The following is a 14,101-nucleotide window of genomic DNA, read 5'->3' on the forward strand; positions in this document are numbered from 1 at the left end:
GGACGATCATGAAGGTGAAGTGCCGCGCCGTCGCGTCCATCCTCCTGCTCGCAAGCGGGGCGATCCATGCCGCGCCTGATGTCCCGAAGCAGACGCCGGATACGTATGCCAGGCCCGGCGAGCGCGTGACCATCGCGCCCGGGCGCGCGCTCAATCTGCGCTGCAGCGGCAAGGGTCCGCGGACCGTCGTGCTCGAGGCCGGCGGCAATGCCGATTCGACCACGTGGTTCCGCGTGCAGTCGCTGCTGTCCGCGAGCGCGCGCGTGTGTTCGTACGACCGTGCCGGTTACGGCTTCAGCGACAAGGGTCCGATGCCACGAAACCTGCAGGCCGACGTCGATGACCTGCACGCGCTGATCAAGGCGGCGAAACTGAAGACGCCGGTGCTGCTGGTCGGCCATTCGCTCGGCAGCAACATCGTGCGCAGCTATGCACAGCAGCATCGCCGCGAAGTGGCCGGCCTGGTGCTGGTCGACCCGCCGGAGCAGGGAGCGCAAGCAAAGATGCCGCAGCAATGGCAGCGCGACGACGAAGCGATGCGCGCGCAGCGCAACGAGTTCCTCGACGCCTGCACGAAGGCCGCCGTTGCCGGCACGCTCGACTCGGCAGACGGCCCGCTGAAGTCATGCCTGCGCGCACCGCCGGAGTGGCAAAGCCCGGCCGTCGCCGCCGCGACGCGCGCCTACAAGCTCAAGCCGTTGTACTGGCAAACGCTGCACTCGGAACTGGACGAGAACGTCGCCATCTTCGCCGCCCCGGTTCCTGCCGATGCGAGCTTCGGCTCGTTGCCGGTCGTCGTGCTGTCGGCTGGCAACGACTACCCGGGCCTGCCGGATGAAGTGCGCAAGGTCCTGACGGACGCGCGCAACCAGACCCGGGAACGCCTGGTCGCCGCGTCCACGAAGGGCCGCCGCGTCGACGTCGCCGGCACCTCGCACGACATCCAGCTCGACCAGCCGCAGGCGGTCGTGGACGCCGTGCTCGGCGTGATCGACGCCACTCGCTGACCGATGAACGCCTGGAGCCTCGTCTTCCTGATCGGTGCCGCGCAAGCCGCGCTGCTGGCGCTGGCGTTGTGGCGGCGGCCGGTCAACGTGCCGGCCAACCGCACGCTGGCCGTGTGGATCGCCGTGATCGGATTCGACCTGGCGGTGAAGTCGCTGTACTTCCGGGAGTCGTCGCTCGACCTGCTCAAGCTGTATCGCCTCGTCGGACTGTTCCCGTTCCTGTATGGCAGCGCGTTCTACCTGTACGTCCGCACCCTGACTCAGGGCCGCGCGCCGGGCTTGCGCGATGGCATCCACCTGATCGGCTTCGTCGTCGCGCTGGCGGCCAACGCGCAGTGGTTCCTGATGGATCGCGCGCAGATGCAGGCCTTCCTGGCGGACCTGGCGGCAGGCGGTTACTGGCCGGGCTGGCCGTGGCTGGATGTCCTGCTGTTCGCCTACAGCCTCTCGTACGTGGTGGCCGGCCTGGTCCGGGTGCGTCGCTATCGCCGAGAGCTGCTCCAGCGCCGTTCCGATGCCGATCGCATGTCGCTGCACTGGATCGATGCGATGGCGGTGTCGCAGATCGTGATCTGGTGCATCGCGGTTGTGCAGTGGCAGCTGCACATCCCGTGGATCGACTATCCGCTGATCTACGGCGCGGTCGTGGCGTGGGTGTTCGTGGTCGGTTACCTGAGCCTGAGCCAAGTGGCGGTGGCGGCGCAGGTGCCTCCTGCGGAGGAGCCAACCACCGAACTCCCGGCCGCGGACGATCCCCGCTTCGCTGAAGTTGAAGCACGCCTCACCCAGCTGATGGGGCGCGAGCACCTCTACACCGAACCGGCCCTGACCATCGGCCAGCTGGCCAAACGCAGCGGCTACCCGGAGTACCTGGTGTCGGCGGTGATCAACCGTCGCTTCGCCGGCAACTTCTGGGACTACATCAACCGCCAGCGCATCGAGGCCGCGCGCGCCTGCCTGGCCGATGCCGGCGACACGCGCACCATCCTCGACATCGCCTACGCCTGCGGGTTCACCTCGAAGTCGACCTTCAACGCCGCGTTCAAGAAGCAGCTGGCGCTGACGCCGAGCATGTATCGCCAGGCGCAGGCATCAACCGTGGCCGAATCCCGCCCGCGATAGCGGGCGCGGTGACAGCCACTTCGCGCGGATCGAGGGCCAGCGCAGCCACAGCTCGCACAGCGCCAGGTTGACCGTCCAGCAACTCCACGCCGCGAAGATGTATACCGGCACGAACGGCAGGTGCATGACGCCCTGGCCGATGCCGAGGGTGAGCCGCAGGGTGATGGCCGAAGCGGTGAGGGCGATGCTGCGGAGCATCCAGCGGCGATGCAGGGCGAGGTCGCCGACGATGGCATGGCGGATGCCGATGGCGGTGACACTCATCCACAGGACCGCGAGCAGGGCGAAGGCGATCCCGGACGCGGCACCGCCGGTGGCATGCGTCGACAACGACAGCCCGCCGAGGCCGCCGATCAGCACGCCGGCGGTGTACAGGCCGCCGCTGAGCCGGTGCAGGCGCGGCACGCGCCGGCGGATCGCGTCTCCCAGCTGCAGCGGCGCCAGCAGCAGGGCCAGGCCGGCCCCCATGAAGTGTGCCGGCACGTCGAGCCCGGACAGGACGAACTTGGCCGACATGACGTCCTGGGGCCCGTGGTAGCGATACATATAAGTGAAGGCGTAGGCCGCCACGGCCAGGCTGAGCAGCAGGAACAGCGAGGTCAGCGTCCAGCGCAGTGCGCGGGATCCGTAGGTTCCGACACGTTGCCAACCGCGATTCATTGCCTGCCTCCTGGGTTTGGGAGGCCTGAGATTGGTGGTCTCGACGTGCCGGGTCGTCCGAATCGGGGGAGTCGTACGCCCTGGTGCAACTCAAAGTCGCTGGGTTCCCGCCTTCGCGGGGATGACGTCCCTCAATCCCTGCAACGCTGTGGGTCACCCGCACGGTCCCGTCACATGCTGCGATGCAGCATAATGTCCCCATGCCTGCCTCCCCCTCCCACGCTGCGCCCGCCGCGGCGCCGTCGCCCGTTCTGTCGCCGCGCCAGGTCGCGCTGATCCTGTTCGCCCTGGCCCTGGGCGGTTTCGCCATCGGCACCAGCGAGTTCGTGGTGATGGGCCTGATCAACGAGATCGCCCGCAGCATGGGCGTTAGCGAGCCGCAGGTCGGCCACGTGATCAGCGCCTATGCGCTGGGCGTGGTGGTCGGTGCGCCGCTGCTGGCCATCCTCGGTTCGAAGCTGTCCCGTCGCAGCCTGCTGCTGGCGCTGATGGGCTTCTATGCCTTCGGCAACCTCGCCAGCGCGCTGGCGCCGGATTACCACACGCTGATGCTGGCCCGCTTCGTCGCCGGCCTGCCGCACGGTGCCTACTTCGGCATCGCCGCGCTGGTCGCCGCGCGCATCAGCCGTCCGGAACAACGCGGTGCCGCGGTCGGCCGGGTGATGTTGGGCCTGTCGATCGCGCTGCTGGTCGGCAATCCGCTGGCCACCTGGCTGGGCCAGGCGTTCGGCTGGCGCTGGGCGTTCGCGCTGGTGTCGGTGCTGGCACTGACCACCGTGGCGATGACCATGCGCGTGCTGCCGCGCGGCATGAACGCACCGCGCCCGGATGCGCTGCGCGAACTGCGCGACTTCAACCGCAAGCCGGTGTGGCTGGCGCTCGGCATCGGCGCGATTGGCTTCGCCGGCATGTTCTGCGTCTTCAGCTACCTCGCGCCGACGCTGGTCAATGTCACCGGCGTGCGCGAGACCTTCATTCCCTTCGGCCTGGTCGCCTTCGGCATCGGCGGCATCATCGGTACCGTGGCCGGCGGCTGGCTGTTCGACCGCTGGCAGTTCCGCGCGGCGCCGCTGGTGCTGGTGTGGTCAATGCTGGTGCTGCTGCTGTTCCCGCTGGCCGCGAAGTCGGTGTGGACGGTGCTGCCGGTGGTGGTCGCGGTCGGCACGATGGGTGCACTGGCGACGATCCTGCAGGCGCACCTGATGGACGTCGCCGCCTCGGCACAGACCCTGGCCGCCGCCTCCAACCACTCGGCCTTCAACATGGCCAACGCGCTGGGCCCGTGGCTCGGCGGCATGGCGATCACCGCCGGTTACGGCTGGACGTCCACCGGCGTGGTCGGCGCGGTCATGGCGCTGCTGGGGCTGCTGATCTATGCGTGGGCGCGGCGCGATGCGGCGCAGGGCGAAGTGGCACTGGCCATGGGCGAGGCGGAGTAGCTGCCAACTCCTGCAGGTACCCGTACCACTCGGCCTGCACGCGCTCGATCGGTCCTATCGTTTTCTCGAACTCCGCGGCGCCGCCGCCCTTCGCCAGCAGTCGACGATAGGCCTGCGCGTACTGTCCGCCGTTGTAGTGGAACAGGAAGTGGGAGAGGCTCCAGAACTCGATGTAATACAGGTTCACATGCTGGCCGATCGGCGGGCCGGTGCCGTCGATCACCGCTCGCAGCGGAATGATGCGGTGATGGGCGACGTCGTCGGCCAGGTCGCCACTCAGCGCCAGGCTCGACAGCCACCAGATCGGATACGCGTTGCTGTCGATCGTGCCCGGCAACAGCTTGCCGCCTTCCAGCCTGCTCGCGCCGAAGTAGGCGGCCACGCCTTCGTCGCTCCAGCGGAACCTCGGCATGCCGGCCACTTCGCGATTGAGCTGGTGCGTGGCCTCGTGGAGCATCCAGTGATACGGGTTGCGCTCTCCGCCGGCGAAGTACGCATGGCACGTTGGCGTCTGGTAGTAGGCCTCGGCCCAGGGACTGCTGCGGTTGTTGGCCTTGAACTCGGCCTGGTCGCGGTAAAGGCGCAACTGCAGCTTCCGCCCGTCGTCGCGCTGCGTTCGCGGGCCCGGGAAGAATGCGATGTACGCCTCGCGCAGCGCCTCGACGGCCTGTACGACCTGCGCGGTCTGGTCGGCGTCTGCGGTGGAATCGACGGCGTAGTGCGCGCTCTGCGTCGTCGGATTGAACGGCTCCGCCATACGGCGCGGCACCGGTGCTTCCGTCGTGTGCTGCGCCACGGCGTCGGTTCTCAGCCAGCGGATGCCGGCGATCGCCAGCACGACGACCGACAAGGACACGGCCAACAGCCATCCGCTCTTGAGTCGACCGCGCATGCCTTCGGCACTCCAGTCCTAGAAGATCGCGAACTGCTCGATCCGGCCGACCTTGGCCACCGCATCGAGCACATCCTTGCGCGCAAGCAGTGCGTCGCGGCTGTTGCGGCCACGCACCTGGCCGACGAGCGGCGGGGTCTGGCGAAAACCCTGTGCCCATTCCAGTACGTCAGGGCGACTGCCCGGCGAAGCGAGGAACGCGATCATCGCGTCGGCGGCTTCGTCCTCCATGCCGGCTTCGAGCAGGGCGGTGAGCAGCATCACCGGCGAGTCCTTGCGATGCTCGCGAATGTAGGCAAGCGCCGCATCCGATCCGGCGCGGTCGCCGGACTGCAGGGCCGCGCACTGCTGCACCATGGCCAGCGCCATCTGACCGTAGCCGGTGAGGTTCTTGCCGACCCGGGCAACCGTGGCCGCTGCATCACCACCCCGTCCCAGCGCGCAATACAGTTGCCCCAGGTTGATCACCTGGCTGATGTTGGGGGCGCCGCTCTCGCTCATGCCGCTGGCCCGTTCCATCACCGCCACCGCTTCCTCGGGACGGCCGAGTCGGCGCAATGCGATCGCGCGGCTGTCGTGCAGCCAGACCTGGAGGCGCATGTCGTCGAAGGGAGCACTGTCACTGTCGCTGCCTGCCTCGGCGATCTCGGCAATGGCCGCGTCGGCCTGCGCCAAGGCCTCGTCATGCAGGCCCACGGTCAACAAGGCATCGATGTACTCGCTGCGGATGCTGAGCGAGCGCGGCTTGGCCTGGGTGAGGACGGCCAGCGCTTCCACACGCTGTTTCGCGGCGTTCTCGACGTTGAACCGCCACGAATCGCGGTCCACCAGCGAATCGAAGCGGCGATCGATCCGCAGTTTCACCAGCTCGGCAGGCGTCGTGACACGCTTCATTGACACCGCTGCCGCGGCGTTGTCGCCGTGCTCGATCTGGAGCGCGGCCAGATCGAACCACATCGGGCTCGCACCGGCACCGTTGCGGTCCCAATTGGCGTCGAACAGCGCCTTCAGCAGCGCAAGCCTGGTCGGCGAGTCGTGGTCGAGGAACTGGACCGTCTGCTGGATGTGGACCTGCTCGAGGTTGTCGAGCAGCTCGGGCCAGCGTTCGGAAAACTGGATCAGCGAGGTGCCCGCGCCCTCGGTGTCACCGGTCACGCGGGACAGCTGCGACAACTGGTACAACTCGTCCGGGTTTTCCGGATCGACCAGCGTTGCACGCTTGCTGAGGTCGCGCGCCCGCGGGAACTGTCCGAGATTGATGGCGACCAGCGTGGCGGTGGCGAGCACGACGTATTGCTGGGAAGACGCCAGGCCGTTGAACGACGGATCGGCGATCACCGCCGACAGGGCCGGGTCTGCGATGACACTGCCGTTGTTGCCAGCGAGCTCCAGTGCACGACGCACCTTCTGCTCATAGGCCAGTGCCGTTCCCTGCGGCGCCGGCCGGCCCGTGGCAGAAGTGGATGCGGCCACGGCGACGTCGCCGACGGGCGCAACCAGTGCGATGACAACCAACAGTCCCCTGATGCCTGCGAACATCGAGCTCCCCCGAGCCTTGGCGCCGGCCAGGAATAGGGCCGGGCGCATGGGCGCAAGCCTAACCGATGGTTGCGGGGCGCGGGCTATCCTTGTCCGCAATGACGACCCATATCGCCCTGCTTCGCGCCGTCAACGTCGGCGGCACCGGCAAACTGCCGATGGCCGACCTGCTCGCCATGTGCGAAGCCGCCGGTTTCCGCAATGTGCGCACCTACATCGCCAGCGGCAATGTCGTGTTCGACTCGGCCGGCACGGCCGACAAGGCGAAGTCGGCGCTGGAGGCGGCGCTGGCGCGATACGCCGGCAAGCCGGTCGGCGTGGCGATCCGCACCGCGGCGGAAATGGCGCAGGTGCTCGCCGACAATCCGTTCCCTGCGGGCGCACCCAATCGCGTCGTCGCGATCTTCCTCGATGCAAAGCCGCCTGCCGACACGTTGGCGACAGTGCGCCACCGCACTGGGGAGGAGATCGCCCTCGGCAAACGCGAGATCTACGTGCATTACGGCGATGGCATGGCCAGTTCGAAGCTGGTCATTCCGGCCGCGAAGTCCGGCACGGCGCGCAACCTCAACACCGTGGCGAAGCTGGCCGCGATGGCGGCAGAACCCCGCTGATCGTTCAGCCCGATCCGACCGTGCCGCGCAGCGAGTACAGCGGCTCAAGCAGCCACTCGTACAACTTGCGCCGCTCGCTGAGGATGTCTGCTTCCAGCACCATGCCCGGGCGCAATGGTTCGGGTTTGCCGTAGACCATGACCGATTGCCGGTCGAGCCGGACCTGTACCCGGTAATAAGGTTCGACGGCCTGGCCGGCACTCGCGGTGGGCGGAGTGACTGCATTGCGCGACACCCGGATCACGCGGCCGCTGTAGTGACCGAACTTCTGGTACGAGTACGCCTGGTAGCGCAGCAGCACCTTGTCGCCGGCTTCGATGAAACCGACTGAGCGGCTGGGCACCAGCAGCTGCGCCTCGAGCAGCGACCCTTGCGGCAGCAGGCTCAGCAACGGCTGCCCGGCCTGCACCGCCTGTCCGGGTTCGACCAGGCGGTTGGCCACCAGTCCCGACACCGGTGCCTTCAGCAGCAGTGCGCCGCTGGCCTCGTGCTGCACGCGCTCCTGGCTGATGAGCGCCAGGTCGCGCGCCATGGATGCCTGCTGCGCGCGCCGTTGCGCGGGAATCTCCTGCAGCGACTGCTCCATCTGCGCAATGCCGCGCCGCACCGCCGTGGCCTGCCGTTCGAGCGCCTGCTGCTCGTTGAGCAGGTCGAGCATCGACAGTTCCTGCTGGTCCACCTGCACCTGGCTGACGAACTGCGCATCGGCGATGCTGCGATACCGCTCGAGCGTTTCCCGCCCCAGGCGAACCTGGGCCCGGCGCGTGGCGATGGCCTGTTCGACCTGTGCAAGCTCCTTGCGTGCAGCGAACAACTGGCGAGCGGTGCCGGTGCGCTGCGCATCCAGCTGGGCGATCTGCGACTGCGCCATGGCCTGCACGCTGGCATCGCGCGTTGCCATGCCCTCGCGGATCGCCACCAGCGCATCCTGTCCGGTCGCCATGGCCCGTGGCGTGTCGATGCGAACCAGCGCGTCGCCGGCGTTCACGCGGTCGCCCTCCTGCGGCACCAGCCTTGCAACAACGCCGTTGCTGACCGCCACGACGGTCGACACGCCCAGGCTCGGCACGAGTTGTCCGGTAACGCGCGAGCGCCTGCTGTATTCGCCGAACACCAGCAGGGCGACGATCAGCGCCGCGGCCAGGCAGGCGAAGCCGCACAGCACCCACAGCCGCAACGGCTGCGCCAGCGACACGTGGCCCATCGCGCTGTACCGGCGGGCTTCCATGACTTCGGGGCGGAACAGGTCCTGGCTCATGCGCTGGCCTGCAACGCGCGCTGCGGGCGCAGCTCCTGCACGATCCGGCCGCCATGCATCACCAGTACGCGGTCGGCGCTGGCGATGGTTTCAGGACGGTGGGCAATGATCACGCGGGTCAGTTGCAGTTGGCCCACCGCCTCGTTGACCATCCGCTCGCGTTCGACATCGAGATGGCTGGTGGCCTCGTCGAGGAACAGGATGCGCGGTTGCCGATACAGGGCGCGGGCGAGGATCACGCGCTGCTTCTGCCCGCCCGACAAGGCCGCGCCCATGTCGCCGACGAGGCTGTGGTAGCCCATCGGCATGGCCACGATCTCGTCGTGGATGGCGGCCAGGCGCGCGGCCGATTCCACCCTTTCCATGTCGTAGGCATCGTCGCCCAGGGCGATGTTCTCGGCGAGGCTGGTCGCGAACAACTGGTCGTCCTGCATCACCGCTGCGACGCAGCGCCTGAAGCGGCCCGGTCCGAGCGTGCGCAGCTCCTGCCCGCCGACGAGCACCGCGCCGGTCGTGGCCGGCAGCAATCCCAGCATCACCTTCGCCAGGGTGGTCTTGCCGCAACCCGACGCGCCGACAATGGCGACCGATTCGCCGTCGGCGATCGTGAAACTGCAGTCCTGCAGCACCCACGGTTCGCCATCGGCATAGCGGAAGGCGACCCCCCTGACTTCGAGGTCCGCGCCAGGCAGGTCGCCATCGACCATGGCTTCGTGGATGGCAGGGTCCGGCGCGGCAAGCACGATGTCGGCCAGGCGCTCGCGGTGCAGGCGCAGCATGCGGAGCTCGATGCCCTTGTCGATCAGGCTGCTGACGCGGCCGGAAAACTGGTCCTTGTAGGCCAGGTACGCCACCAGCATGCCGACCGAGAACACGTTCTCCAGCGCCAGCGTCGCGCCGAACCAGATCACGGCGATGCGTTCGATCCCGAAGATCAGCTGGCTCGCGGTGCCAAAGCCCAGGTCCAGACGGGCCAGCCAGGTCTCGCGGTTGACGGTGTCGTTGAGCAGGTTGGCATGCGCGGACCGACGCGCCGGTTCGCACCCGGCCACCTTCAGCGACTGGATGCCGCGGATCGATTCGAGCAGGTGGCTTTCCTGGCGGGCGGCCTTGATGAGGTGCTGCTCGTTGCCGTCGCGGACCGGCGATAGGACAGCCAGCGCAGCGCCAGGTACAGCGCCACTGCGAGCAAGGTGACCAGCGTCAGCTTCGCGCTGTAGAGCAGCATCATCGCCAGCGTCACCAGCGCCATCAGTCCATCGATGATCGCCTCGACGAAACCGGTGGTGAGCGTCTTCTGGATCGCCTGCACCGAACCCATGCGCGAGGTGATGTCGCCCAGATGCCGCTTCTCGAAGAAGTCCAGCGGCAGCTTCAGCAGATGGTTGAACACGTTGCTGGCCCATTGCAGGCCCAGCTGCGCCGACAGGTACACCACCGCCCAGCCACGCAGCACGCCGATGGCCAGTTGCAGCAGCAGCGCCAGGCCGAAACCCAGGCCGAGCACCGTCAGCAGCGAGCGGTCGGCGGCCACCAGCACCTGGTCGACCACCCATTGCATGAACAACGGGCTGGTCAGCGCGAACACTTGCAGCGCGACCGACAGGGACAGCACCAGTGCGAGCGAACGCCACAGCCCGGTGATCGAGCCGGTGAACGTGCGCAGCGAGATCGCCGGCGCGGCCACTTCCTGCTTGAACTTGGCCGAGGGCGTCAGCTCCAGCGCGATGCCGGTGAAATGGCGGGAGACTTCGCTACGTGTCAGGGTGCGCCGGCCGACGGCCGGGTCGTGGATCGTGACCTGGTCGCCCTTGCATCGCACCAGCACCACGTAGTGGTTCAGATCCCAGTGCAGGATGCACGGCGTGGCCAGTTGCTGCAGTTCGTCCAGCTCCAAGCGAAGCGGGCGATGGGCGAAGCCCAGCTCGCCGGCAACGAAGACCAGACGGCGCAGATCCGCGCCCTTGAGCGAGAGTGGAAAGCGGCGCCGCAGTTCGCGCAGCGGAAGTTCGCTGCCGTGGTGCGAGGCGACCATCGCGATGCACGCCAGCGCGCATTCGGAGGCTTCCGACTGGAGAACGACGTCCGTGTCCACGTTGCTCGCTTGCGGGGAACAAGGCCCCGGGCTGGGTGCTGGACCCCTCCCGGGGCAGGGCGCAGCAGAGACTTACTGGTACTTCTTGGGAGCCGGCCAACCCTGGGCGTAGTAGTTGTTGCCCGCGAACAGCGGCACGCGCGGCAGCGCGAAGCCGGTGCTGTCGTGGAAATTGTGCGCATAGGCCTTGTAGTCATAGGCCTGGAACTTGGCGAGCGTGCCGTAGAAAGAGGCGGTCGCGATGGCAAGGCCGAGCAGGATCACGCCTCCACCCACGTTCTCAAGTTCGTTCTGATTCAACTCACGCATGATGCTTCCTCATTGGGGGAAGGGAGCCCGCACGGACTCCCCGAGTGATGAAGTTCACTCGGCGATCATTCTCGATTTCACCCCAATGCGGAGCCATCAGAACCGGCTCAGCAACGAGCGCTCGTTCAGCGCTCGATCTGGTTCGAGGCAGCGGCGTGCAGGTCGTGTGACTCGATGCGGTCAACCGGCGCCGGGGCGCACGTGGAAGCCGAGCGCGCCGGCCACCGCGCGCAACGCTTCGTCGTCACGCTGCAGGGTCATGAAGCCGGCATGCGTGTCGTGCCCGGTCTCCCAGGTCCACAGCGTGTAGTGATGCTCGCGAAGGCGGTCGTAGGCGACGCCGATCAGCGACGGGACCTCGGCGTCGGACAGGAAGTCTTCGTCGGTCGGGTCTTCCACGCCCCAGTCGATGTGCAGGTTGAAGCGCGAGGCCAGTTCGTCCAGCACCTCGATCAGTCCGCCCGGGTCGCTGTCTTCGACGTGGAAGCCCGACTTCCAGTCGATCACGTCGCGGATCAGTTCGACCGGATCCTCGCCTTCGTCGAGCGCGTCGCGGCAGGCCTGGAACTGCTGCATGGCGGCGTCTTCGTCGCCGGGATTGATCAGCAGCAGCAACTGCCACGCCACCGCTTCCAGCGCCGCTTCCTCGTCGATGTCTGCGTCCGCGGCGAATGAACGCGCGAAGTTGTCGTCGGGGTCGTATTCGGTGTGGGTGCTCATGGCGGCCTCCGCCGATTGGCCAGGTCGACAGGATACGGCCATCGCACGCGCGGCGCTCTGATTGCCGTGACCTCGCCTCACGTCGGGTTGCATCCAAAGCACTATCTTGCCCACGCAGGGCGCAGCAAGCTGGCCCCTTCACATGCACTCGACAGGAGGAAGTCCCATGGCCTCGATCCGCCGGGAGATCCAGGTGTCGGTACCGCCTGCGCAGGCCTGGGATGCGCTGCGCGACGTGGGCCGCATTCATGAGCGGCTGGTGCGCGGCTTTGTCACCCAGTGCGAGCTCGAAGGCGACGTCCGCAAGATCACCTTCGCCAACGGCATGACGGTGCACGAACGCATCATCGATGTCGACGACGGCGAGCGGCGCGTGGTCTGGTCCGTGCAGGACGAGCCCTTCGCCCACCACAACGCCTCGGTGCAGGCCTTCGAGTCCGGAAACGGCGGCACGCGCCTGGTGTGGATCGCCGACCTGCTGCCCGACGCGCTGGAAGCGAAGGTCGCCGGTTTGATCGAGCAGGGCCTGGAGGCGATGAAGCAGACGCTCGAAGGCGTCACCTGAAATGCCGGCGATTTCCGCACATTCAGACAATTCTGATAGGTCGGCGGCGGTTTGCGCGATCAACTGCAGGTCCGGAATGCAGTGCTGTCGCAAAGAACAATGGGTGAGCGTGAACGTTTCTACGAAGCACTGTGTGGTTTTGACGGCTTCGCGCCAGTGCCCCTGATCGATGCCCACATCGAGTTGATCCGCGAAATCCGATTCGACTGGATGCCGACCGACACCGGCGCCCCCTGCGTCAATCCGGTCACGCCACTGCACCTGGACGAGGACGGCTTCGCATCGCTGCGGCGCATGACCACGCTGGCGGAAGAAGGCGATCGCCTGCGCCTGTTCCTCGAGGCGGCGTTCGCACTGCCGGAGTTCATCGAGAAGGCCAGCCTCGCACCCGGCGACTACCGCCTGCCGCGCGACATCGCCGAGTTCCTCGACGCACCGAGGTCGGGGATGGAGGGCGACTGCTTCCGCTTCACCCGCGAGCACCTGAAGTTGCTCAAGGCCGCGTCGTGGCGCACCCGCCAGGTGTTCTCGCCGTTGCCCTACATCGCCCCGAGGCGACCGTATGGCGACTTCACCGACGTGCCGATGGATGCCGCCCTGGTGCTGGGGTGGCGGCGCAGCTACAGCGATCTCGAAACCGAGCCGCTGGCGCCGCTGTCGAACGGCGAACGCGCCCTGTTGGCCGAACTTCACTACCAGACGCTGCCGGCGATCCACGCCTTCGTCCGCTACGCCCACGTCTGAGCCGCCGCAGGCGGCGCGGGCCTCACGGGGGGGGCGTCCCCTTGAACTTTATATGACGGTCATCATATAAGGTGCCATGCGCTACGACCCCGACCACAAGCTCCAGACCCGCCAGCGCGTCCTGCGGGTGGCCGCCCGTGCCATCCGCAGTGACGGCCCGGCCGGGGTCGGCGTGGCCGGCGTGATGCGCGAGGCCGGGCTGACCCACGGCGGCTTCTACGCCCACTTCCAGTCGAAGGACGAGCTGGTCGCCGCCGCGATCACGCAGATGTTCGAGGACTCCGGCGCCCAGTGGCGCCGCGCGCTCGAAGGCCGCGACGATGCGGACGGCCTGGCCGCCTGTTTGCGTGTCTATCTCTCAGCGGAACACCGTGATGGCCCGGGCACCGGCTGCCCGATGGCGGCACTGGCATCCGAACTGCCGCGACTGGACGTCGCCGCCCGCGAGGCGTATTCGCGCGGTTCGCGCCGATTGGCCGACGGCCTGGCCGCCCGGCTGGCGCGACTGGGCCACGCCGACGCCGACGACCTGGCCAGCTCGGTGCTGGCCGAATTGATCGGCACCCTGGCGATGGCGCGTTGCGAAAGCGACCGCACCCGTTCCGACGCGCTCCTGGCGGCGGCACGCCGGCAGCTGGGCCGTCGCCTCAACCTGGAGATCGATGGATGAGCATGGTCGATGAAATCGGCGCCGGCCTCGACGGCCTGTCGCAGCTGCAGGCGCTGATCGCCTCCGGCCGCAAGCCCGGCATCCTGCATTCGCTGGACTTCGACTTCATCGAAGTCGAACCGGGGCGCGCCGTGTTTGCCGGAACCCCCGGCGACCACGCCTACAACCCGATCGGCATGGTCCACGGCGGCTATGCCGCGACCCTGCTCGACTCGGCCTGCGGCTGCGCCGTGCACTCGCGGCTGAGCGCGCAGCAGGCTTACACGACGCTTGAACTCAAGGTCGCGTATCACAAGGCGGTGACGCGCGATTCCGGCTTGTTGCGCGCCGAAGGCAAGGTCGTTTCGATCGGCCGTCGCGCCGCGTTCGCGGAAGCACGCCTGACCGGTGCCGATGGCCGCCTCTATGCCACCGCCACCTCCACGCTGCTGGTGATCGACCGGGCCCCCGCGCCGTAGCAATAGCCA

At 67.7% G+C, this 14,101-nt stretch carries 15 protein-coding genes and 1 pseudogene; 8 read left to right on the forward strand and 8 right to left on the reverse strand.

Annotated elements, in window-relative coordinates:
• Positions 1-8 precede the first annotated feature (8 nt).
• Both ACFOPO_RS05915 and ACFOPO_RS05920 read left to right on the forward strand, forming a co-directional pair.
• Complete coding sequence (locus ACFOPO_RS05915) at positions 9-1,007, forward strand: alpha/beta fold hydrolase (protein WP_386701887.1); 999 nt, start codon at positions 9-11, stop codon at positions 1,005-1,007.
• Positions 1,008-1,010: 3 nt separating this feature from the next.
• Positions 1,011-2,129: a helix-turn-helix domain-containing protein gene (locus ACFOPO_RS05920; protein ID WP_386701889.1), complete on the forward strand. Its 1,119-nt coding sequence runs from the start codon at positions 1,011-1,013 to the stop codon at positions 2,127-2,129.
• On the opposite strand, the gene ACFOPO_RS05925 is transcribed toward ACFOPO_RS05920, so the two are convergent.
• On the reverse strand, positions 2,100-2,789 hold the full coding sequence (locus tag ACFOPO_RS05925; RefSeq protein ID WP_386701891.1) for a DUF2306 domain-containing protein: 690 nt from the start codon (positions 2,787-2,789) through the stop codon (positions 2,100-2,102). The two genes, ACFOPO_RS05920 and ACFOPO_RS05925, sit on opposite strands and share 30 nt — an antisense overlap.
• Before the next feature lie 200 nt (positions 2,790-2,989).
• Here ACFOPO_RS05925 and ACFOPO_RS05930 point away from each other — a divergent pair, with 200 nt between their 5' ends.
• Positions 2,990-4,228, forward strand: a complete 1,239-nt coding sequence (locus tag ACFOPO_RS05930) for an MFS transporter (RefSeq protein WP_386701893.1) — start codon at positions 2,990-2,992, stop codon at positions 4,226-4,228.
• On the opposite strand, the gene ACFOPO_RS05935 is transcribed toward ACFOPO_RS05930, so the two are convergent.
• Together ACFOPO_RS05935 and ACFOPO_RS05940 are read right to left on the reverse strand one after the other, a co-directional pair.
• Positions 4,137-5,120, reverse strand: coding sequence for a hypothetical protein (locus tag ACFOPO_RS05935; RefSeq protein WP_386701895.1), 984 nt, complete (start codon positions 5,118-5,120; stop codon positions 4,137-4,139). The two genes, ACFOPO_RS05930 and ACFOPO_RS05935, sit on opposite strands and share 92 nt — an antisense overlap.
• A gap of 18 nt (positions 5,121-5,138) precedes the next feature.
• The gene (locus tag ACFOPO_RS05940) at positions 5,139-6,659 is read right to left on the reverse strand and encodes a hypothetical protein (protein ID WP_386701897.1); all 1,521 of its coding nucleotides are present in this window, start codon (positions 6,657-6,659) and stop codon (positions 5,139-5,141) included.
• A gap of 98 nt (positions 6,660-6,757) precedes the next feature.
• Between ACFOPO_RS05940 and ACFOPO_RS05945 the strand changes: the two genes are divergently transcribed.
• On the forward strand, positions 6,758-7,273 hold the full coding sequence (locus ACFOPO_RS05945; RefSeq protein ID WP_386701899.1) for a DUF1697 domain-containing protein: 516 nt from the start codon (positions 6,758-6,760) through the stop codon (positions 7,271-7,273).
• Positions 7,274-7,277: 4 nt separating this feature from the next.
• On the opposite strand, the gene ACFOPO_RS05950 is transcribed toward ACFOPO_RS05945, so the two are convergent.
• The 5 genes and pseudogenes from ACFOPO_RS05950 to ACFOPO_RS05970 all read right to left on the reverse strand — a co-directional run bounded on the left by ACFOPO_RS05950 (position 7,278) and on the right by ACFOPO_RS05970 (position 11,655).
• Positions 7,278-8,531 (reverse strand): HlyD family secretion protein, encoded by a 1,254-nt coding sequence (locus ACFOPO_RS05950; protein WP_386701901.1) that lies wholly within the window; start codon positions 8,529-8,531, stop codon positions 7,278-7,280.
• Positions 8,528-9,391 carry a peptidase domain-containing ABC transporter gene (locus ACFOPO_RS05955; RefSeq protein WP_386702672.1) on the reverse strand — a complete coding sequence of 288 codons (864 nt, stop codon included), beginning with the start codon at positions 9,389-9,391 and terminating at the stop codon, positions 8,528-8,530. Before ACFOPO_RS05955 ends, ACFOPO_RS05950 begins: the two co-directional genes overlap by 4 nt.
• Before the next feature lie 15 nt (positions 9,392-9,406).
• Positions 9,407-10,566 (reverse strand): annotated as a pseudogene (locus ACFOPO_RS05960) (ABC transporter transmembrane domain-containing protein); the annotation flags it as partial.
• A gap of 132 nt (positions 10,567-10,698) precedes the next feature.
• Entirely contained in the window at positions 10,699-10,935 is a 237-nt protein-coding gene (locus ACFOPO_RS05965; RefSeq protein ID WP_386701903.1) for a class IIb bacteriocin, lactobin A/cerein 7B family, read from the reverse strand.
• 180 nt (positions 10,936-11,115) lie between these two features.
• Positions 11,116-11,655 carry a hypothetical protein gene (locus tag ACFOPO_RS05970; protein WP_386701905.1) on the reverse strand — a complete coding sequence of 180 codons (540 nt, stop codon included), beginning with the start codon at positions 11,653-11,655 and terminating at the stop codon, positions 11,116-11,118.
• A gap of 166 nt (positions 11,656-11,821) precedes the next feature.
• Here ACFOPO_RS05970 and ACFOPO_RS05975 point away from each other — a divergent pair, with 166 nt between their 5' ends.
• From ACFOPO_RS05975 to ACFOPO_RS05990, 4 genes are all read left to right on the forward strand, one after another.
• Positions 11,822-12,220, forward strand: coding sequence for an SRPBCC family protein (locus tag ACFOPO_RS05975; protein ID WP_386701907.1), 399 nt, complete (start codon positions 11,822-11,824; stop codon positions 12,218-12,220).
• Between the two features lie 99 nt (positions 12,221-12,319).
• Positions 12,320-12,964: a hypothetical protein gene (locus tag ACFOPO_RS05980; protein ID WP_386701909.1), complete on the forward strand. Its 645-nt coding sequence runs from the start codon at positions 12,320-12,322 to the stop codon at positions 12,962-12,964.
• A gap of 76 nt (positions 12,965-13,040) precedes the next feature.
• Positions 13,041-13,634: a TetR/AcrR family transcriptional regulator gene (locus ACFOPO_RS05985; RefSeq protein ID WP_386701911.1), complete on the forward strand. Its 594-nt coding sequence runs from the start codon at positions 13,041-13,043 to the stop codon at positions 13,632-13,634.
• Positions 13,631-14,092 (forward strand): PaaI family thioesterase, encoded by a 462-nt coding sequence (locus tag ACFOPO_RS05990; RefSeq protein WP_386701913.1) that lies wholly within the window; start codon positions 13,631-13,633, stop codon positions 14,090-14,092. The genes ACFOPO_RS05985 and ACFOPO_RS05990 overlap by 4 nt, the downstream gene beginning before the upstream one ends.
• Positions 14,093-14,101: the final 9 nt, after the last annotated feature.

The sequence above is a fragment of the Lysobacter sp. GCM10012299 genome (genome assembly GCF_042649405.1).
Classification (GTDB): Bacteria; Pseudomonadota; Gammaproteobacteria; order Xanthomonadales; family Xanthomonadaceae; genus Lysobacter_J.